17 protein-coding genes and 1 pseudogene are annotated in these 19,373 nt (G+C 72.5%); 14 read left to right on the plus strand and 4 right to left on the minus strand.

The features are described from left to right. Window positions 1-32 precede the first annotated feature (32 nt). The gene (locus WHN02_RS15785; RefSeq protein ID WP_434739505.1) at window positions 33-2,024 is read right to left on the minus strand and encodes an acyl-CoA dehydrogenase family protein; all 1,992 of its coding nucleotides are present in this window, start codon (window positions 2,022-2,024) and stop codon (window positions 33-35) included. Between the two features lie 117 nt (window positions 2,025-2,141). After that, window positions 2,142-3,146: a LacI family DNA-binding transcriptional regulator gene (locus WHN02_RS15790; RefSeq protein WP_434739506.1), complete on the minus strand. Its 1,005-nt coding sequence runs from the start codon at window positions 3,144-3,146 to the stop codon at window positions 2,142-2,144. 268 nt (window positions 3,147-3,414) lie between these two features. Between WHN02_RS15790 and WHN02_RS15795 the strand changes: the two genes are divergently transcribed. From WHN02_RS15795 to WHN02_RS15815, 5 genes and pseudogenes are all read left to right on the plus strand, one after another. Continuing rightward, window positions 3,415-4,038 (plus strand): HAD family hydrolase, encoded by a 624-nt coding sequence (locus tag WHN02_RS15795; RefSeq protein ID WP_434739507.1) that lies wholly within the window; start codon window positions 3,415-3,417, stop codon window positions 4,036-4,038. Continuing rightward, window positions 4,035-5,048, plus strand: coding sequence for a ribose-phosphate pyrophosphokinase-like domain-containing protein (locus WHN02_RS15800; protein ID WP_434739508.1), 1,014 nt, complete (start codon window positions 4,035-4,037; stop codon window positions 5,046-5,048). Before WHN02_RS15795 ends, WHN02_RS15800 begins: the two co-directional genes overlap by 4 nt. Next, window positions 5,032-5,771: pseudogene (locus WHN02_RS15805) on the plus strand (ribulose-phosphate 3-epimerase). Before WHN02_RS15800 ends, WHN02_RS15805 begins: the two are co-directional and overlap by 17 nt. After that, window positions 5,768-6,322 (plus strand): phosphoribosyltransferase family protein, encoded by a 555-nt coding sequence (locus WHN02_RS15810; RefSeq protein ID WP_434739509.1) that lies wholly within the window; start codon window positions 5,768-5,770, stop codon window positions 6,320-6,322. Before WHN02_RS15805 ends, WHN02_RS15810 begins: the two are co-directional and overlap by 4 nt. A gap of 41 nt (window positions 6,323-6,363) precedes the next feature. Continuing rightward, a complete protein-coding gene (locus tag WHN02_RS15815) occupies window positions 6,364-7,749 on the plus strand; it encodes an MFS transporter (protein WP_434739510.1) in 1,386 nt (461 codons plus the stop codon). On the opposite strand, the gene WHN02_RS15820 is transcribed toward WHN02_RS15815, so the two are convergent. After that, window positions 7,705-7,974, minus strand: coding sequence for a hypothetical protein (locus tag WHN02_RS15820; protein ID WP_434739511.1), 270 nt, complete (start codon window positions 7,972-7,974; stop codon window positions 7,705-7,707). The genes WHN02_RS15815 and WHN02_RS15820 overlap by 45 nt on opposite strands. 267 nt (window positions 7,975-8,241) lie before the next feature. Between WHN02_RS15820 and WHN02_RS15825 the strand changes: the two genes are divergently transcribed. The 5 genes from WHN02_RS15825 to WHN02_RS15845 all read left to right on the plus strand — a co-directional run bounded on the left by WHN02_RS15825 (window position 8,242) and on the right by WHN02_RS15845 (window position 13,402). After that, window positions 8,242-8,958 carry a DUF3865 domain-containing protein gene (locus WHN02_RS15825; protein ID WP_350898398.1) on the plus strand — a complete coding sequence of 239 codons (717 nt, stop codon included), beginning with the start codon at window positions 8,242-8,244 and terminating at the stop codon, window positions 8,956-8,958. Between the two features lie 123 nt (window positions 8,959-9,081). After that, window positions 9,082-10,518, plus strand: a complete 1,437-nt coding sequence (locus tag WHN02_RS15830; protein WP_434739512.1) for a hypothetical protein — start codon at window positions 9,082-9,084, stop codon at window positions 10,516-10,518. A gap of 10 nt (window positions 10,519-10,528) precedes the next feature. Then, complete coding sequence (locus WHN02_RS15835) at window positions 10,529-11,113, plus strand: isochorismatase family cysteine hydrolase (protein WP_434739513.1); 585 nt, start codon at window positions 10,529-10,531, stop codon at window positions 11,111-11,113. Between the two features lie 9 nt (window positions 11,114-11,122). Then, entirely contained in the window at window positions 11,123-12,031 is a 909-nt protein-coding gene (locus WHN02_RS15840; RefSeq protein ID WP_434739514.1) for an arginase family protein, read from the plus strand. A 135-nt stretch (window positions 12,032-12,166) separates the two neighbouring features. Next, on the plus strand, window positions 12,167-13,402 hold the full coding sequence (locus WHN02_RS15845) for an MFS transporter (protein WP_434739515.1): 1,236 nt from the start codon (window positions 12,167-12,169) through the stop codon (window positions 13,400-13,402). Window positions 13,403-13,453: 51 nt separating this feature from the next. Here the strand turns inward: WHN02_RS15845 and WHN02_RS15850 are convergent, their stop codons facing one another. Next, the gene (locus WHN02_RS15850; RefSeq protein ID WP_434739516.1) at window positions 13,454-14,884 is read right to left on the minus strand and encodes a LuxR C-terminal-related transcriptional regulator; all 1,431 of its coding nucleotides are present in this window, start codon (window positions 14,882-14,884) and stop codon (window positions 13,454-13,456) included. 120 nt (window positions 14,885-15,004) lie between these two features. Here WHN02_RS15850 and WHN02_RS15855 point away from each other — a divergent pair, with 120 nt between their 5' ends. The 4 genes from WHN02_RS15855 to WHN02_RS15870 all read left to right on the plus strand — a co-directional run bounded on the left by WHN02_RS15855 (window position 15,005) and on the right by WHN02_RS15870 (window position 19,373). Continuing rightward, the gene (locus WHN02_RS15855) at window positions 15,005-15,175 is read left to right on the plus strand and encodes a putative ATP-grasp target RiPP (protein WP_350898392.1); all 171 of its coding nucleotides are present in this window, start codon (window positions 15,005-15,007) and stop codon (window positions 15,173-15,175) included. 69 nt (window positions 15,176-15,244) lie between these two features. Continuing rightward, a complete protein-coding gene (locus WHN02_RS15860) occupies window positions 15,245-16,240 on the plus strand; it encodes an ATP-grasp domain-containing protein (RefSeq protein WP_434739517.1) in 996 nt (331 codons plus the stop codon). Further along, window positions 16,237-17,229: a TIGR04500 family putative peptide maturation system protein gene (locus WHN02_RS15865; RefSeq protein ID WP_434739518.1), complete on the plus strand. Its 993-nt coding sequence runs from the start codon at window positions 16,237-16,239 to the stop codon at window positions 17,227-17,229. Before WHN02_RS15860 ends, WHN02_RS15865 begins: the two co-directional genes overlap by 4 nt. Continuing rightward, window positions 17,187-19,373: a peptidase domain-containing ABC transporter gene (locus tag WHN02_RS15870; protein ID WP_434739519.1), complete on the plus strand. Its 2,187-nt coding sequence runs from the start codon at window positions 17,187-17,189 to the stop codon at window positions 19,371-19,373. Before WHN02_RS15865 ends, WHN02_RS15870 begins: the two co-directional genes overlap by 43 nt.

Here is a 19,373-nt window from a genome sequence, read left to right on the forward strand (position 1 = left end):
CAGCCGTGCCCGTACCGGGGTCCACCGTCGTCTCAGGCCGGGATCGCCTGGGGGTCGCCGGCGGCGTCGTGGGCGGCCATGGTCTCCTGGCGGCCGGGTTCCTCACGCAGCATCGCGCAGTGCAGCCAGGCGTCCGGGATGCCGAAGCCGTCGACGAGCGTGCCCATGTGCGGTCGGAGTTCCTTGAGGAGGCCGTTCACCACGGCGGTGACCGCTTTGGATCTGGCCGGGGTGAGTCGGCCGTGTTCCAGGAACCACCCCTTGTGGGTCTCGACGACGGTCAGCGCATACAGGTCGCAGACCCGGGAGAGCAGGGCGCGGACCTCCGGGTCGGCGGTGTTCTCGATGCCGGCGACGAAGGCTTCCAGGGTGATCCGGTCGATGTGCGCGGCGGCGACGGTGAGGACGTGGTCCTGGACGTCGTTGAAGATGTCGAAGGGGCGGTCCTTCTTGACTGCGGCGCCGTTGCGCAGTCGGCGGATCGCGCCGTCGAGGAGGTGCTTCTCCCGGTCCTCGAACACCTTGAGCTGCCAGCCGCGGTCGGTGACGGCGACCTCGTCGTCCTGGCCGGGTACGGCGCTGATCAGCCGGTGGATGAGCGACCGGGCGGCGGTCCGCTCGATCACCATCTCGCGGACCTGCTCGGCGACGAAGGAGGCCCGGCCCCAGCCGTCCAGCGAGCCGAACTCGTCCCGGTAGCCGGTCAGCAGTCCCTTGGCCACCATCTGGAGCAGGACCGTGTTGTCGCCCTCGAAGGTGGTGAAGACGTCGATGTCGGCCTTCAGGCCGGGCAGCCGGTTCTCGGCCAGGTAGCCGGCACCCCCGCACGCCTCGCGGCACATCTGGATGGTGCGGGTGGCGTGCCAGGTCTGCGCGACCTTGAGACCTGCGGCCCGGGCCTCCACCTCCCGTTGCCGGTGCTCGTCGGCCTGGTCGCCGGCCTCCTGCACCTCGCAGAGGGCGGTGACCAGTTCGGTGTGGGCGAAGTGCAGCGCGTACGTGGTGGCCAGGGCGGGCAGCAGCTTGCGCTGGTGGGCAAGGTAGTCGTTGAGCAGGACCTCCCGGTCGGCGTCCGGGGTGTCGAACTGGCGGCGGACGTCGCCGTAGCGGACCGCGATGGTCAGCGCCGACCTGGTGGCCGCCGACGCGGCACCGCCCACGCTGACCCGGCCCCGGACCAGGGTGCCGAGCATGGTGAAGAAGCGTCGGGCGTCGTTGTCGATCGGGCTGGAGTACGTGCCGTCCTCGGCGACCTGACCGTACCGGTCCAGGAGCATGTCCCGGGGTACCTGGACGTGGTCGAAGGTGATCCGCCCGTTGTCCACCCCGAGGAGCCCGGCCTTGGGGCCCGCGTCGCCGATCGTCACCCCGGGCAGCGGGGCGCCCTGCGCGTCGCGGATCGGCACCAGCCAGGCGTGGACGCCGTGGCGTCGTCCCTGTGTGATCAGCTGGGCGAAGACCACCGCCATCCGCCCGTCCCGGGCGGCGTTGCCGATGTAGTCCTTGCGGGCCGCCTCGTGCGGGGTGTGCAGGTCGAAGGTCTGGGTCTGCGGGTCATAGGTGCAGGTCGTACGCAGTTGCTGGACGTCGGAGCCGTGGCCGGTCTCGGTCATCGCGAAGCAGCCGAGGATCCCTGCGCTGGCGATGTCACGCAGGTACGCGTCGTGGTGCCGCCGGGTGCCGAGGGCCACGACGGCACCGCCGAACAGGCCCCACTGCACGCCGGCCTTCACCATCAGCGACAGGTCGACCTGTGCCAGCATCTCGCTGGCGACGACCGATCCGCCGATGTCGGACCGGCCGCCGTACTCGGTGGGGAAGGCCGAGGCGATGCCGACCTCGGCGGGCAGTTCGCCGAGGAGTCGGGTGATCCGCTCGCGGGCCTGGTCGCCGGTCTCGCCGTACACCGGGAGGAACCGGGCGTCGAGGTGTTCCCGGTGCGCGTCGCGGACCTCGGCCCACGGTCCGTCCAGCACGTCCTGCAGGCGGGCGGGGTCGACGGGGCCGGACGCGTGACTGGACATGTGGTCACCTCGGAGGACGCTCGGGTACCGCTTCGTACCGGATCAAGGGTACGAGCCGTCGGCGGGTGGGCAACCCGGAAGCCGGATCCGCGGGGTGCTGGTCGAACGGGCCGACGGTCAGTCGTGCGGGGGTGGTGGGGCCGTCGAGGCGCGGATCCGCAGTGACGCCGGCAGGGTGACCGACGGGGTGGGTCGGCCGTCGCGCAGGTCGATGCACGCCTGCATGCCGAGCCGGCCGAGGTCGTGGCCGGACAGACCGATAGTGGTCAGGGGCGGGGTCGTCACGGCGGCGATCGGCAGGTCGTCGGTCCCGATCACGGAGAGGTCGTGCGGCACGGCCAGGCCGAGGCGGGCGGCGGCTGAGTAGACCGCGACGGCGAGGTTGTCGTCGTCGCAGAGGGCCGCCGTGGGGCGGGGGTGGCGGGCCAGTTCGGCCCGGACCGTCTCGGCGGCCTCGGGTGGGTGGAACGAGCAGCGCAGCTCGGTGCCGAGCATGCCGGGTCGGCGGGCGACCTGTGTGCCGAACGCGGCCGCCCGTCGGTGGAGGGTCCACGCGTCGCGGTCGCCACGGACGTGCAGCACCCGCCGGTGGCCCAGCGCGTACAGGTGTCCGATCGCCTCGGCGACGCCCCCGTCGAGGTCGAAGGTCACGCTCGGTACGCCGGTCTCCGAGGCTGCGTCGAGCAGGACCAGCGGCAGCCCGGCGCTCAGCTCCCGGGCCTTCTGCTCGGACAGCGAGCAGGCGAGTACGCCGTCGATGGCCTGGTGTGGTGACGTGAACGGACCGTGGTCGTCGTCGGAGGTCACGGGGAAGACGGTCAACCCCAGTCCGTGGGCCTCCCCGACGCGCGCGGCACCCCCGTGGACGGTGCCGAAGAACGGGTTGGTCAGGGTGGGTACGGCCAGTGCGATCGCGCCGGTGACACCGCGTCGCAGGATGCGGGCGGCGACGTTCGGCCGGTAGCCCATGCGCTCGGCGGTGTCGAGGATGCGGTCGACGGCGGCCTGACCGACGCGTCCGTGCCACCGGTCGTTGACGACCAGGGAGACGGTGCTCTGCGACACCCCGGCGGCCCGTGCGACGTCAGCCGCCGTGACCCGGAAGATCCTGTCTGCTGTCATGACTGATTTTCCTGATCGATACGCAGGTCAACGTGACTTTGGGTGTTGACCTTGTTACTGAGGGGCTTTTTTTCGGTCCCGTCATACGTATGATGCCCTTCAGGCGTGGGGCATGTGGCGCAACGCTGCGTGCACGTTCACACAGACAGGATCACCTGTTGCGATACGTTACTGTCTTCTGTGGCGCTCCTCCCGGACACCGTGACGCGCATCGGCGGACCGCGACGACCCCCGGTGTTCGGCCCGTCACCCCGGCGAGCGCAGAGGCGTGAGCGCCGTGCGAATCCGCCTGGCCGTCTTCGACCTGGACGGCACCCTCCTGCCCCGCACCACCGCCTGTCAACAGATCGCCGCCGCCGCCGGTGACCCGCGCACCATCGACGACCTCGAACGCGACTTCCGGGCCGGGCTGATCGACAGCACAGTCTTCGCCGAGCGGGCGCTGCGGTCCTGGGAGCACCTCGGCGAGGACCTCTACCAGCGGGCCTTCGCCGCCGCACCCAAGATCGAGGGAGTGGAGCGGGCACTCGCGCGGCTCCGCGCGGAGGGCGTCGTGACCTGTCTGGTGACCATGGGACCCCGGCAGTTCGCCGAGTGCTTCCCCGGGTTCGACCATGTCCACGGATCGACGTACCCGACCCGGATCATCAACCCCGAGGACAAGCCCACAGTCGTCCGCGAGCTGCAACAGCGGCTGGGCATCGACACCGACGAGGTCATCGCGTTCGGCGACTCCGACTCGGACTTCCCGCTGTTCACCGCGCTGCGCCACACGGTCGCGGTGAACAGCACGCCGAACCTCGCCGCGATCGCCGCCCACCGCTACGACGGGGTCGACATCGATGAGGCCCTCGACCTGGTGTGGCCACGCCCCGGGGCGGTCGGCCGGTGACCGACGCGACCATCGTGGCGACGTGCCGGGCCTTCACCGAGGACTTCCCCGACCAGCACTTCCATCTCGTCGACGCGCTGACCCGGCTCGGACACGACGTCGACCTCCACCACCGGGTCGACGGGCACTTCCCCGACGGGGAGCTCTGCGTCGACGTCCCCGCCCACCCCCGTGGCCGACCGGTCCTGATCGTGCAGTCGCTCACCGGCCCCACCCAGAGCCCCGACGCCGCCCTCGTGTCGCTGCTGGCCACCGCCCGGGCCTACCGGGACCACGGGGCCGGGTCGATCTGCGGCTTCGTCCCCCACCTCGCCTACGCCCGGCACGACCGGCTCGTCCCGGGTCAGCGTCGCCCGCTGTTCGCGCGGCTCCTCGCCGACCTGGCCGGGGCGGCCGGCCTGAACCACCTGATCGCGATCGCGTCCGGGGCACAGGAGCAACTCGACGCACTGTTCCACCGCCCGGGGCTGTCCCTGGTCGCGGCCCAGCCCCTGCACCGTCACCTGTTGGAGCGCCTCGACACGCCGCCGACGTGTCTGGTCGCCCCCGACACCGGCGGTCATCCCCACGTGCGTGGGCTCGGTGCGGCACTCGGTCTCCCCACCGTCGGCCTCGTCAAGCGACGCCTCGGGCCCGACGAGGTGCGGACCGTCGTCCCGCAGGTGGCGGCGATGCCCCTGACGGGGCACGCCGTCGTCGTCGACGATCTGGTCACCAGCGCGGGGACGCTGGTCGCGGCGGTAGCCGCGCTCCGGACGTACGCGCCCGAGCTGCGGATCTCGGCCGTCGTCACCCACCTGCGTCCGACCGGCATCGGCCTGCGTCGCCTCGACCACCTGCACCGGTCCGGCGGGTTGTCCGGTCTGTACGTCACCGACTCCGCCGGACACCGCGCGGGGGTGCGGGGAGTGACGGTGGTCGACGCCCTGCCGAGGGTGGCCGACGAGGTCGCCGCCGTGTACGGGGCCGAGTCCGCCGGCTGGAGGAGGGTCCATGCGCGCCGCCTCTGAACCGGCGGTCGGGGCCACCGGCGCCGCCTCCCCGGTGCTGTCGCTGTCGGTGGTCTGCGTCGACCTGACCCGGCTGGGCGAACACGTCGCCACCCTGACCGGGATGGGGTTGTCGCGCCTGCACGTCGACCTCACCGAGCCCGCCTTCGGCGGCGCCCTGGGGTTGCCGTTGGAGGCGCTCGGCGATCTGCGGCGCGCCACCCACCTGCCCATCGACGTCCACGTGATGTTGACCGAGCCCGGCCCGCTGTTGCCAGAGATCGCCGACCGGGGGCCGACGCCGTCTGCGTCCACCAGCGCACCGTGACCGGGTCGGTGATCCGGGCCCTGCGGGCGGTGGCGCGGCGGGGCGTCCGGGTCGGGCTCGTCCTCGACCCGGGACAGGCCATCGACGACGAGACGGTGGCCGCGCTCGAACCGGACTACCTCACGGTGATGAGTGTGGTGCCCGGCGGGGCCGGGCGGCCGTTCCGTCGGGAGGCGCTGGGCACCCTGCGTCAGGCCGCGCGGTTGCGCGCCGCCGGTGTCGTCGACCGGGTCGAGGCCGACGGGGCCGTCGGGCCGGTGACCGCCCCCGACCTGGTGCGGGCCGGTGCCGACCAACTCGTGCTCGGCAGCACCGTGCTTCCGGACCGGGTGCCCAACCGCGCCCGGTTCGCCGAGTTCAGACGTGCCCTCGCGAACGCCCTGCCCTGTCCGACCCCGCAAGGAGCCAGATCGTGAACACCCACCGCATCACCATCGGCGGCCTGCACCGCGACCTTCCGATCGTCCCGGTCGGCCCGGAGATCGAGATCGCGTTCCTCAAGCTCTACGGTGACCTTCCCCTGGTGGAGGCCGCCACCGACGAACTGGCGGCCCGCCTGGATCCGTCGGTCGAGGTCATCGTGGGTCCGGAGACGGGTGGCATCCTGCTGTCCCACAAGCTCGCCGAGAAGACCGGACGACCGTACGTCGTGGCCCGCAAGAAGATCCGACCCAACATGGTCGCGCCGCTGACCGTGCCGGTCCAGACGATCGGTACCGCCGCCGCGCAGCAGCTCGTCCTCGGTGACGACGACGCCGCCACCATCGGCGGTCGGGCCGTGGCGATCGTCGACGAGGTGGTCAGCAGCGGAGGCACCCTCGTGGCACTCGGGGAGCTGATCAGCGCCGCCGGGGCCCGTGTCGTGCAGACCCTCGCGGTGGCGACGGAGGGGGACCGGCGGGCGGAGGTGGTCTCCCTCTGCCACCTGCCGGTCTTCCCCCGCGTCGACGCCGTGGCGCGGCCGTGACGCCTGCGCGTTCCCGAGCCCGGATCGCGACCCTGTGCTTCGTGCCGTTCCTGGTCGCCCTGGAGTACTCGATCGTCAACGTCACGCTCCCGGGGCTCGCGGCCGAGCTCGACGTCGCAACCGCCGATCTCCAGTGGGTCCTGTCGGGGTACGCGGTGGCGCTCGGGGCGGGTCTGCTCGCCGGTGGACGGTTGGCGGACTCCGTCGGGCTGCGCCGGGTCCTGTCGATCGGCTTGTGGGGCTTCGCCGTCACCTCGGTCGCGGCGGCGCTCGCGCCGACGTTCGGGGTGCTGGTGGTGTGCCGGGTCGGTCAGGGGCTGTCGGCGGCGGCGGCGATGCCCGCCGCGTTGGCGGCCGTCACGACCCTGTTCGAGGGGCGCACCAGGGTCCGGGCGTTGAGTTGGTGGGGGGCGGGTGCGTCCCTGGGGTTCGCGATGGGCGCCGTCCTCGGTGGGGTGTTGAGCGCGGCTGCCGGGTGGCGGGCGGTCTTCGTCGCCTGTACGGCCCTCGCGGTGGCCGCGGTGGTTCTGGTCGGGCGGGTGGTCCCGCGGATACCCCCGGCGGTGACCGAGCCCCCGGACTGGGTCGGTGCCGTGCAGATCGGGGTCGGCGCGGCGGCGTTCATCGTGGCCTGCACCGGTCTGGCGGAGGTCGGTACCCGACCCGTCGCGGTGCTGCTGTGGTTCGGTGTGGCCGCAGCGGTCGTGGCGACCGTACGGGTGCGCCGCCGCCGTGGGACGTTCACCCTCGTCCCGGCGGGTTTCCTCAGCCGTCGGCCGATCCTCGTCGCGAACCTGGTCGGTGCCGGGGCTGCGGCTGCCGGCGGCGGAATGGTCTACTTCGTCACCTCCTTCACCCAGTCGGCGTTGGGGTGGTCGCCGGCGGCCTCGGGGCTCCTGCTGTTGCCGGATGCGGCAGCGGCGGCGGCCGGGGCGCAGACGGCCGGGGCGTTGACCGCGCGTTTCGGTGTCGCCCGCACCTCCTACCTGGGCATGACGGCGATCGCCGTCGGGATGTCCACCCTCGCCGTCACCCCGGTCGGCGACGGTGCTCTCGGGTGGCTGGTCGTGGGGACGTGCCTGGTCGGCTACGGGCTCGTCCTGGTCGGCGTCGTCGCCAGCATCCAGGCCAGCGGGGCTCTCGGTGGTGGCGAGCACGGGCTCTCCGGGGGTCTGCTGGTCACCACCCAGCAGTTCGGCCTGGCCGTCGGGCTGGCCCTGTTGAGTCTCGCCGGTGTGGGTGGCTACCGTGCGGCGACGGCGGCCGGGGCGGTCCTGGCCGTCGGGGTCTGCGTCGCGCTCCGGGCGTTCGGTGGGCGGCGCGGGGCTGCGGTGGCCGGCCTCACCGTTCCCGCCCGCCGTCCGAGGTCGGGAATGGTGACGTCAGCGACGGCGAAGCACTCCGATCGAACACTGGACGGCGGTTGAGTGTCGGGCGGGCCGGTCGTCGCGGAGGAGTTCGGCGATCTCGTCGGCGGATGCCGAATTGAGGACGAGTTCTATCGAGTCGCATTCGCCCGGCGTCGATCCGGGGGAGCCGACCTTGATGAGTATCGAGGCTTGGCCGTGCCGGTCGCGGGTCACCGTCAGTGATGCGTCGAGGAGTCCCGAAATTGCGGCCGGCTCGATGTCTGCGCTGTGGGTGTTTTGCACTGTGCTGCATCCTCTCTGGTGGTGGAGAGCAGCGATAAGAACCTGTTTCACGTGCAGAAACTACGGCCGTTCTCTCGGCATTGCATCGATCTTGATCTATGAAATTTCTCACACTCGCGCGGTTCGTCGACCATTGCTCAGCGCGCTGGTCCCTGCCTAGGATTCAGTCGCTCCCGATATCGGATCCTGGCTTCACGCGTGCATTGAGAACCATTTTCCCCGTACGCGCCCGAGTGCGGCACACACCATCCGAGGAAGGGTCGGAAAATGAGCACTGCTCCCCGGCTGTCGCAGCGAATCGACGCCCGCAACGACAAGTTCACCGTCACCACGAAGAAGCGCATCATGGACCAGCTCCCCGAGCTGGACATCGAATCCCTCGAGTGGTTGATCAAGGAGCACTACCAGTTCTCGTACGCCAACGTGGAGCTGCTGTCGCTCGCCCGGGACTGCACCGCGAAGCTCGCGGACAAGGGCGTCACCGTCGAACTCCAGCGCAACATCGACGAGGAGGACGGCCACGCCCCGATGTACCGGCAGGGCATGCGCAACATCGGCACCGACGTCGACGAGCGCGAGGAGTTCGCGCCCACCACCGCGTTCCTGACCACGGTGCGTGAGCTGTCCGCACCGAACCCGTCGCGGGCGCTCGGCACCCTCTACGCCACCGAGACCGCCGCGATCTTCGAGCACGAGACGTTCTTCGAGCTGTGCCGTGAGGTGTGCGAGCGTCGGGGCCACACCTACCAGGGCAGCCTGATCAAGAAGTTCCACGACATCCACCTCGACGAGGGTGTCGAGCAGGGGCACAAGGACGGCCTCGCGGAGTTCGTCGACGTCACCGCGGCCGCCCGGGCCCCCGGCGAGGGCGAGCAGATCGACCAGCACGACCTCGAACAGGGCGCGTACGCGGCGATCGACGCGATGCAGACCTGGTGGGACGCCCTGCTCGACCGCGCCCTCAAGCCCGTACCGCAGCGCTGACCGCACGCCGCCGGGGCGACCGGGCCGGCGGCGGCACCGGGCCGGTCACCAGGGGCGAAGGACCGGCGGGCAGCACAGGACAGTCCAGGCGGAGGACCCGCCGACGCAGGGCGAGGAGCGACGTTGGACAGGCGCCTTCCGGCAGACCTCGAACTGGCCGTGGAGCAGATCAAGCGGTACGTGCCGATCATCGCGCCGTACTACGCCGATCCGACCCCCCTCGGTGAGTACTCCGACGGCCTGCGCCACCGGCCCCGCCACCAGGTGCACGTCCACCGCCAGGAACAGCTGGCCCGGGCCGCCCGCCGGGTCGCCGCAGCGACGTTCGGCACCGACGCGCCGGTCGTCGAGGCGGCCGACCTGACCGCCGTGAACATCGTCGACCACCACCAGCTGCTCAACCATCCGCTGCTGCTGGGCACCAACGTGATCGCCAACGCCGCCCGGCTGCTGAACGGGGACGTCACCCGCCCGATCGTCACCCTCTCCTGCAGCAACGTGCCCCCCAGCAACTACTACCTGCGCAACGGGTTCCGGTTCCGGGGGCGGCGGGTCACGTACTTCTCCCACAGCGAGTACCGGGACGTCATCTACCACGCCCCCAGCCGTACCTTCGACTTCGTGTCACGGCTGCGCCGGGGCGGCCGGTCCGCCGAGTTCACCCCGGCGGACCGGGACTTCCTCGTGCACTACGAGGAAGTCCTCAACAAGCTGGGGCCGGGGGACCGGGACCGCCACCGCGACCAGATCGCCATGGCCCTGCGCGCCACCTGGCCGATGCTCTTCCGGCAGCCCGTCCCGGAACTGCTGTACCTCAACGCCGAGGAGGTCACCCGCAACCTGCTGATAGAGCTGCTCGCCGGGGACGACCACATCGTCGCGACCCTGCTGGACCCGGTGCTGCGGGCCGACGTCCTCGACACCTTCCGGGGAGTCGTCGTGGCCTGGGACGAGGCGACGGGCACCGGTACGCACTTCTTCTGGCGTCGTCACCCCGACCACCGCCAGCTGCTGCGGATGTACGTCGACGGCGACCGGTTGGTGCCCCACGACCCGCGCTTCGCCGAGTGGAGCGTGCCACTGCGACGGCAGGCCCTGATGGACCACCTCCGCTGCGACGACCTGATCCCCGCAGTGTCCCTGCAGGTCAGCATGCTCCTCTATGCCGGTGTCAGGCCCCTGGTCGGCCCGGGGTCGCTCGTCTACTTCCGTCGGTTCGCCGACGGCTGGGTCCGGCTGCTGAACCGGCACGGGCTCGACGAGGAGGCCGCCCTGGTGGCCGACGTCGACACCGGTGGCCTCATCGCCGGCACCCCGCTGTTCTTCGACCGGGCCGAGGACGGGGTGCGCACCCTGTACGCCACCGACGTACTCGGCAACGGCGGGGTGGACACCACGTACCTGCGAACCGTGCTGTCCACGCCGCTGCGCGACGTGCTGACCGTCGGCGCCGGTGGCGTGTACGACCTGTTCGCGAACTCCTACATCCCGCCCGACGAGCGGCTGGACGTCCGGGTCGGCTTCGACGAGGCGGCAACAGCCGTACACCGCTGGATCTGAGAGGAAAGACATGCCCGGCTACGCGGTCCTGACCAACGACCTGCAACGCGACCTGGTCGACAAGAACAGTCAGCGCAAGGCGAACGTGGAGCGGATGACCCCGGCGTTCGTCAGGTTCCTGACCGAGATGCGGACGCTCGGCGTTCCGATCGTGCACCTGCAACTCGTCTACGACGAGGGCGACAAGAAGATCGAACTGCACGAGGGTCGGATCCCGGTGCTGCGGGGCACCCCCGGTGCCGAGATGCTCCCCGAGTTCGTGGAGCCCTCCGACGTGGTGATGGAGAAGAAGAAGGACAGCGGGTTCTTCCAGACCGAACTGGACTCGTTCCTGTCCTCCCGGGACCTGGACACGGTGATCATCACCGGGATGCAGGCCCAGGTCTGCATCCAGACCACGGCCGCCGACGCGCACTTCCGTGGCTACAACGTCATCGTCCCCTCCGACGGGGTGGTCTCCACCCGGGACGCCGACCGCGACCGCGCCCTGGAGTGGCTCGCCTCCTACTGCGCGGTGGTGCTGCCGATGCGGGAGCTGTCCGACCGCATCAGGCAGGGCGATCCGATCGACTTCACGCCCGCCGCACTGCCCTGAGGAGGCGGCATGTGCAGGAGCGTCCCGGCTGCGGCCGGTCTCTGGTCCGGGCTGGCGGCCGCCGCCGACGAGGCACCGGACCTGGTGGTCCTCGGCGTGCCGTTCGAGGGTGGAGCGGGCGGGGCCGGGGGTGCGTCGCTGGGTCCGGACCGGGTCCGGGAGCTGTCCCGACGTGGCAAACGCATCAGCCGGCACGGCGTCGACTTCTCGCACCTGCGGCTGCGCGACGCCGGGAACGTGGCGACCCAGCGGTTCGACCTGACCGCGACGATCGCCCACGTCCGTGACGTCTACCGGGAGGTGTTCGACACCGTCGACGTCCCGGTGGTCACCATCGGCGGAGACCACTCGTCGACGTACCCGATGGTGGGGGCGGCGGCGCAGGGCAGACGCCTGGGTCTGATCTGGTTCGACGCGCACCCCGACGTCCTGGACCACTACCAGGGGTCGCACCTGTCGCACGGGTCGCCGCTGCGTCGGCTGCTCGACGACGGTGCGGTCCGCCCCGAGGACGTGCTGCTGGTCGGCACCAGGGCCTACGACGAGGGCGAGCCCGAGTACCTGGCCGAACTCGGCGTGACGGAGCTGCGGGCCGCCGAGGTGTGTGACGACCGCCCGGGGGCGCTGGAGCGGTTCCGTCGGCTGGCGACCGACCTCGCCGAGCGGACCGACGGGTTCTACGTCTCGGTCGACATCGACGTCCTGGACGCCTCGGTGGTGCCGGGCACCGGCACGCCGGTGGCGGGCGGCCTCGACACCGCGATGCTGTCGACCCTGCTGGAGCAGATCCCCGACCACGTCCTGGCGTACGACGTCATGGAGTTCGCGCCTGCGCACGACGTCGGCGGCATGACCGGGCACGCGGTCATGTCGATAGTCACCATCATGATCGCCCGCGTCGCCGCCGGGTCGCGATGACCGGACGGGACGGCACCGCAGTGCAGAGGCCCCGGACGGCTGCGGGGACTCCGCAGCCGTCCGGGGACGACGCCGGGTCACCGGCCGCACCCGCCGGTGACCGGCGGGGCGGTCGTGGTCGAGGAGCGGACCCGCTTGGCCGGGCGTGACCTGCCCCTGCTCCGCAGGCTGCCCGACGGTCCGGCCGCCCGGACGTTCCTGGTGGCGGTCTTCATCGACGCCGCCGGTCGGGGGCTCTTCCTCGCCGGGTCGGCGCTGTTCTACACGCAGGTGATCGGTCTGACCACGGCGCAGGTGGGCACCGGGCTGTCGATCGCCGCCCTGTGCGGGCTGCTCTGCGTCGTCCCGATCGGGCGGGTCGCCGACCGTATCGGTGCACCCCAGACCCTGATCGCGTTGCAGCTGTGGCGCGGGCTCGGGTTCTTCGTCTACCCGTTCCTGACCGACTTCACCCAGTTCCTGCTGGTGGCGTGCTTCCTCGGCATGGTCGAGAACGCCGTCACCCCGATCCTGCAGTCCATCGCCGGGTCGATCGCCGGAGCCGGGACACCCGTCGGCACGATGGCGGCGGTGGCGGTGATCCGCAACGCCGCGTACTCACTGGCGGCGCTCGCCGCCACCCTGTCGATCACCCTGGCCGGTCCGGCGGCGTACACCGGGTTCGTCCTCGCCAACGCGACGGCGTTCGTGCTCACCGCACTGCTCCTGCTGCGGGTACGCCACGGCCTGCCCCGGGTCGCCGCCACCGCCGACCCGGTGTCGGCGCTGGCCGCCCTACCCTGGCGGGACCTGCGGTTCCTGGGGCTCGCCCTGCTCAACGGCGTCCTGTTCCTGCACATGGTGATCCTGTCGGTGGCGCTCCCGCTGTGGATCATCACCCGGACGTCGGCACCCGAGCCGGTCGTCGGGGTCGTCCTGTTCGTCAACACGGTCCTCGCGGTGACCCTGCAGGTCCGGTTCAGCCGGGGCGGGGACGACCTCGGGCACGCCGGACGGCTCCAGCGGCGCGCCGGTGTCGCCCTGGCCGTCTTCTGCGTCCTGGCCGCCGCCTCGGCCGGGTCACCGCCCGCCGTGGCCACGGCCGTGGTCCTGCTCGCCGCGGTGGCGCTGACCTTCGGGGAGTTGTGGCAGTCCGCCGGCGGGTGGGGTGTGTCGTTCCAGTTGGCCCCGGTCGGTCGGCGCAACTACTACCTGGGCCTCTACAACCTGGGGGCCAGCGGCATCGCCGTCCTCGGCCCGGGGCTGCTCACGGTGGCGGTGGTGGGCAGGGGAACTGTCGGCTGGCTGGTCCTCGGCGGTGTCTTCCTGGTCACCGGGCTCCTCGTCGCGGCGATCGCCGACCGGCCCGCGCGCGAGGTGGCGGTGCGGTGAACGCCCGCACGCGCCGGGGCCGACGACACCGGCGCGTGCGACGACGCGGTCTCAGCCGGTACGGGCGCGGCGGGCCGCGAGTTCGGTCCGGTTGCGGACGCCGAGCTTGCGGAAGATGTTGCCCAGGTGGAACTCGATCGTCTTGACCGAGACGAAGAGTTGTCCGGCCGCCTCCCGGTTGCTCAGCCCGTCGGCGATCGCGGCCGCCACCCGCGTCTCGGCCCCGGTCAGCGCCGGTTCACCTGTCGAACGCGCCCACGACGCGACCAGGTCCAGCGTCGACTCCCGCCCGGCGGGTGCCGGTACGACGGCAGCCGCCGCGGCGGTCCGGGAACCACCGAGCCGTCGGAGGTCGTCGAGGACCAGGGCGAGGAGACCGGCGGCACCGGTCCGGGCGTATCCCGCGCACGCCCGCTCCAGCAACCGGGCCGACTCACCACGGCGGCCTGCCCGCCCGTGGTGGGCACCGAGCAGCCAGGCCAGGCGGGCCGCCAGCAACTGCTCGACGGGACGGGTCAACTCGTCGAGTGACGCCGCGAGCGTCGCGCTGGTCACCGGGGAGTCCAGGTCGAGGATCCACGCCCGCCACGCCGGCAGCGCCGCCCCGCCCGGCCACCCGCGAGGCGGGTCGTCGACGCCAGCGAGGAGCCCGGCGGCCACCTCCGGCCGACCGGCCTGGGCGTGGTGGGTGGCCAACTCCCAGCGGTGCTCGTGCTGAAGGCCTGCGGTGACCCCGGTGTCCGTGGCGACCACCAGTTCGAGCAGCCCGGCCCACGCGTCCAGGTCACCCCTGGCGAACGCCAGCATCGCCGTGCACTCGGGAAGGTGGTGGGCCACCCAGGCCGACCCGACCCGGGCGGCCGACTCCCGGGCCTGGTCGAGGTTGGCCGCCGCCGACTCCAGGTCACCGCGCAGCGCGTCGCACTTGGCCAGCCAGGAGGTCGCCTCGGCCTGCACGTCGAGGCTGTCGCAGAGCGCGGCGAGCCGTGCCGCCTCCCGCAGTTCGGCCTGCCCCCGGACCAGGTTCCCGGCCCACGCGTCGCCGACCCCGATCAGCGCCAGCAGTCGGGCCCGGTCCACCGGGTCGAGGTCGAGGGTGTCGACGAGTGGGGCGAAGCGGCGGGCCTGTTCGGGGCGCATCAACGTCATCACCGCCGTCAGGGCGCACTCCACCAGCACCGGATCGGCACCGAAGTCGTTCTCGTCGAAGATCCGTACCGCCCGGTCGAGGTGGTCCGGGCCGTCGGGTCGCCGGGCGCGGGTGGCCGCCGTCCCGGCGAGGGTGCGGTAGATGAGCTCCGTGGCCGCCGTACCGCTGCGGTCGTGTACCCGCTGCGCGCGGGAGACCAACGTGAGCAGGTGGTGGCTGTCGGCCGTACGCGACAGTGCGACGAACGCCTGGAACAGCAGGCGTGCGGCCTGCTCCGGGTCGGCCCCGTCGGCCGCCGACAGCAGCCGTTCGGCCGCGATCTCGGTAGACACGCCGCGAGCGTAGAACCGGGGTCCAACCCTGGGGAAAACCCCGGTGTCAGGGGGGTCGGCGGCGGTTCACACTGCTGTGCACCCGGCCGGTCGGCCGGCGTCCCTTGGAGAGGCAGAGCCATGAAGCGCAAGACCGTGAAGATCGACGTCATCCCCGCCGACGGGGTGGAGCTGGCCGACGACCAGCTCGCCGGGATGCTCGGCGGTCTCCCCCGCAACGGTGCGGGCTCGTCGAAGACCATCGACGACATCCCCGGCGGGGGACGCCCGGACACCGACACCGACTTCTGATCACTGCCGTCGACGGCCCGGGCACCCGGCGTGGCCCGGCCGTCGACGGTGACCCCGTCCGGAGCCCACATGATCCTCATCCTGACCTCCCCCGACGACGTGCACGCCGACGCGGCCGAGGCCGAGTTGGGTCGACGCGGTGCCACCTGGGTCCGTTTCGACCCGGCCGACGTGCCGTCCCGGGCCTGCCTGGCCGTCGCCGTGGCCGACGGGCGGGTGACCCGCACCCTCGTCCGGCACGCGGATCCGGACGACTGTCGCCCCCGCGTCGTCGACCTCGACGCGGTCACCGCCGTCTGGTTCCGCCGCCCCGGCACCCCGGTCGCCCCGGCGCACCTCGACGACCCGTACGCCACCTTCGTGGTCGAGGAGTCCCGTCAGTTCGTCGGCGACGTCTGGGAGACCCTTGACGTGCCGGCCCTGCCGGCCCCCCGACCGGTGGTCCTGCGGGCGCAGCAGAAGGTCCGCCAGCTGCAGCTCGCCGTGCGCCTCGGCTTCGACGTGCCGGCGACGGTGGTGGGCAACGACCCCGACGCGGTGCTCGACCTGTTCGGCCGGACCGGCGGGACGCTGATCACCAAACAGGTGGGTCTGTCGGCCGTCGGCGACGAGCTGATGCGCTACACCGAGCCGGTCAGCCACCGGGACCTCGTCCACGTCGACGGGGTACGGCACTGCCCGTTCATCGCGCAGGCCCGGGTGCCCAAGCGGGTCGAGCTGCGGGTCACAGTCGTCGGGGACCGGGTGTTCACCGCCGCGGTCGACTCGCAGCGCTCCAACCACGCCCGCCACGACTGGCGTCGCCAGGACGAGCGGAACACGCCGTGGAGCACGTACGACCTGCCCGAGGAGGTCGCGGCGCGGTGCGTGGCGCTGACCCGACTGCTCGGCCTGCGCTACGGCGCACTGGACATGATCGTCACCCCCGACGACAGGTACGTCTACATCGAGATCAACCCCAGCGGCCAGTACCTGTGGGTGGAGGAGGAGACCGGGCTGCCCATCACCGCCGCCGTCGTCGACCTGCTCACCGAGGCCGCCGCCATCCCCGGAGCCGCCCCGTGAACACCGTCGACCCGACCCTGCTCGACGAGGCCCTCGCCCTGGTCCGGGAGCTGACGGCGGCGCGGGCCACCCTCCCGGACGCCCGGGAGCGGTTGGCGCCCCTGCGCCGACGGTGGCCGCAGGCCGACCCGGCGATCGTCAGGGACGAGGAGAGCAGCGACGGGTCGGTCTCGTTCGACCTGCTGCTGCGGGAACCCGGCGGGACCGTCTCCGTCGCGTACAGCCCGGCGCCGTCGCTGCCGTGGCCCCTACGGGGGGCGATCCGGCACTCCGACCACCACCTCGCCCGGGTCGGCCCCCGGACGATGCGGGTGGGGGAGGCCCTGACCGCCCTGGACTTCCTCTGGTACGACCACGACGTGCTGGTCCGGCTGGTCGACACCGGCCTGATCGCCGCCGAGTTGGAGCTGCACCCGGTCGAGGTCGGCGAGGAGGAACTCCAGGCGGCGGCGGACGCCTACCGTCGGGCGAAGGGACTGCTCGACCCGGCCTCGACGGCCCGGTGGCTCGTGGAGCGGGGCCTGTCCGCCGAGGACTTCACCGACCTGGTCGCCCACACCGTGGCGGTGCGGCGGCTGCGCGACAGGGTGGTCGGCGACCGGGTGCCGGAGTGGTTCACCCGACACCGGGCCACGTTCGACACCCTCGTCGTCGCCTGGATCGCCGACGCGGAGATGCCCGCCGACGGTACGGCGGCACTCGCGGCGGTGGCCGACGCCGTCCGCGCGGGTCGGACGGCGGGGGTGGTCCGGACCGTCGCCGCAGCGGCGGCACCCGAGGTCCGGGACGCCACCGGGCCGGTGGCGACAGTGGTCGACGGGAAGCCGGTGACGGCGTTGGTGGTGGCGCGGGAACCGGCCGAACTGGACGAGGTCACCGGGCCCCTCGTCGAACGGGCCGTCTTCGACGCCTGGTTGGCCCGGCGGCGGGCGGAGACGGACGTGGAGTGGTTCTGGCTGCCCCGGGACCGGACGGCAGCCCTGCGGTGATCGGTCGGCGGCGGGTTCCGGTGGTGCTCCAGGTGGCCGCCACCGACTGCGGTCCCAGCGCACTGGCCATGCTGCTGGCCGCGTCGGGCCGTCCCGTTCCCGCCGCCCACCTGCGCGCCCACCTCGACGTCGGCCGCGACGGGTTGAGCCTGCGGGACCTGCGCGACGCCGCGCAGGAGTTCGGGCTGCGCTGCCGGGCGATCGCGCTGCCCGCGCTGCGCCACGACGCGACCCGGCTGCGGGAGCTGGCGATGCCGTTGGTGGCGCACTGGAACGGCGACCACTACGTGGTGGTCGAACGGGTCGGCCGACGTGGCATCGACGTCGTCGACCCGGCGGTCGGCCGACGGCGGCTCTCCGCCGCCCAGTTCTCGGCCGGGTCGACCGGGGTGGTGCTGTTGGCCGAGCCCGCCGGTGCGCCGCCGCCGACCGGCCCGGCCCCCGCGCCGGTGCGGGACCTGCTCGTACCGGTGCTGCGCGGCAACGCCCGGCTGCTCACGGTGCTGGCGGCCGCGTCCGTGCTGATCACCGTGGCGGGGCTGGCCGTGCCGTGGGCGACGGCCGCCATCATCGACGGCGTCGCGCCCCCACCGGCGGTCTGGCCGGCCGCCGTCGTCGGGCTGGCGGTGGTGACCGGGGCGTTGTCGTTGGCGCGGGCGCTGGCCGTGACGGCCCTGCAACGCCGGATCGGCACCCGGTTGGCCGTCGACGCGGTGACCCGGCTCTTCGCCGTGGTCTACCGGTACTTCGACAGGCGGTCGGCGGGGGACCTGATCGACCGGGTCCGGGCGGCGGGGGCGGTACGGGACCTGTTGGCGTCGTCGCTGGTGGCCACGGCCCTCGACACGGTCCTGGTGCTGGGCTACCTGACAGTGGTCGCCGTGCTGGTCCCGGTGCTGGGGCTGACCGCAGCCGGTGTCATCCTGGCGCAGGTCGTGACGGCGGTGTGGATCGGCAGCCGCTCCGGTGCCCTCCAGCGGGAGGAGTTGCTGGCCTCGGGTGAGGAGTCGGCCCGGCTGGCCGACGCGCTGCAGGGCATGGCGGCGATCCGGGTGGCCGGGGCGCAGGTGCGGGTGCTGCACCGGTGGCGGGAGTCGTTCGACCGGGGCATGTCCGCGTCGTACCGGCTCTCCCGCCTCTCGGCGGTCTCGGACGCCCTCCTCGCCGCCTGGTCGGTCGCCAGCCCGGTGTTGATGTTGCTGGTGGCGGCCGGGCAGGCCGATTCGCCGGGCCGGGCGGCAGGTCTCGCCGCCCTCGCCGTCGCCGCTGTCACCCCGGCGGTGGCGCTGGCCCAGCGGCTGCCGTCGTTCACGTTGCTGGCACCGACGGTGGACCGGTTGTCGGACATCGCGCAGGCCCCTGTCGAGCAGGCCCTGCCGGGGCGGCCGGTGGCCGCGCTGAGCGGACTGGTCACCCTGACCGGGGTGGGCTTCCGCTACGACCGCCGTTCCCCCTGGGCGTTGCGGGGGGTGACAGCGGTGTTGCCGCCCGGTACGAAGGTGGCGGTGGTCGGCGGTTCGGGCAGCGGCAAGAGCACCCTCGTCGGGTTGTTGACCGGGTTGTACGCGCCGACGGAGGGGCGGATCCACGTCGACGGGGTGGACCTGGCCGGGGTGGACCTGTCCTCGCTGCGGCGGCAGATCGGCGTGGTGTTGCAGGAGACCTACGTGGGGGCGGGCACCCTCCGGGAGGCGCTGACCCTGTCCTGCCCCGACGCGGACGACGCCTCGATCGCGCGGGCGCTGCACCTGGCCGCGCTGGCCGAGGACGTGGCGTCGATGCCGATGGGGTTGCAGACCCGGCTCGGGGACGGCGGGGCGGGGTTGTCGGGTGGGCAGCGTCAGCGGGTCGCCCTGGCCCGGGCGCTGCTGGCCGATCCGGCGCTGCTCATCCTGGACGAGGCGACGAGCGCGTTGGACCCGGTGACCGAGGCGAGGGTCGAGGCCGGTCTGCGGGCCCTTCCGATGACCCGGGTGGTGGTGGCGCACCGGTTCTCCACCGTCGTCGACGCCGACCTGGTCCTGGTCCTCGACGGCGGACGGTTGGTGGAGTGGGGGGCGCCGGCGGCGCTGCTGGCAGCGGGGGGTCCGTTCGCCCGGTTGGGCGGGGTCGGGGGCGACGTCCGGCCGACCGCCCGCGCCTGA

The sequence above is a fragment of the Micromonospora sp. SH-82 genome (assembly GCF_051132485.1).
Taxonomy (GTDB): Bacteria; Actinomycetota; Actinomycetes; order Mycobacteriales; family Micromonosporaceae; genus Micromonospora.

Excerpts from the sequence above, each read along its gene's own strand:
- WHN02_RS15785 (WP_434739505.1), bottom strand. The coding sequence starts at position 2,024 with ATGTCCAGTCACGCGTCCGGCCCCGTCGACCCCGCCCGCCTGCAGGAC.
- WHN02_RS15790 (WP_434739506.1), bottom strand. The coding sequence starts at position 3,146 with ATGACAGCAGACAGGATCTTCCGGGTCACGGCGGCTGACGTCGCACGG.
- WHN02_RS15825 (WP_350898398.1), top strand. The coding sequence starts at position 8,242 with ATGAGCACTGCTCCCCGGCTGTCGCAGCGAATCGACGCCCGCAACGAC.
- WHN02_RS15835 (WP_434739513.1), top strand. The coding sequence starts at position 10,529 with ATGCCCGGCTACGCGGTCCTGACCAACGACCTGCAACGCGACCTGGTC.
- WHN02_RS15840 (WP_434739514.1), top strand. The coding sequence starts at position 11,123 with ATGTGCAGGAGCGTCCCGGCTGCGGCCGGTCTCTGGTCCGGGCTGGCG.
- WHN02_RS15855 (WP_350898392.1), top strand. The coding sequence starts at position 15,005 with ATGAAGCGCAAGACCGTGAAGATCGACGTCATCCCCGCCGACGGGGTG.
- WHN02_RS15860 (WP_434739517.1), top strand. The coding sequence starts at position 15,245 with ATGATCCTCATCCTGACCTCCCCCGACGACGTGCACGCCGACGCGGCC.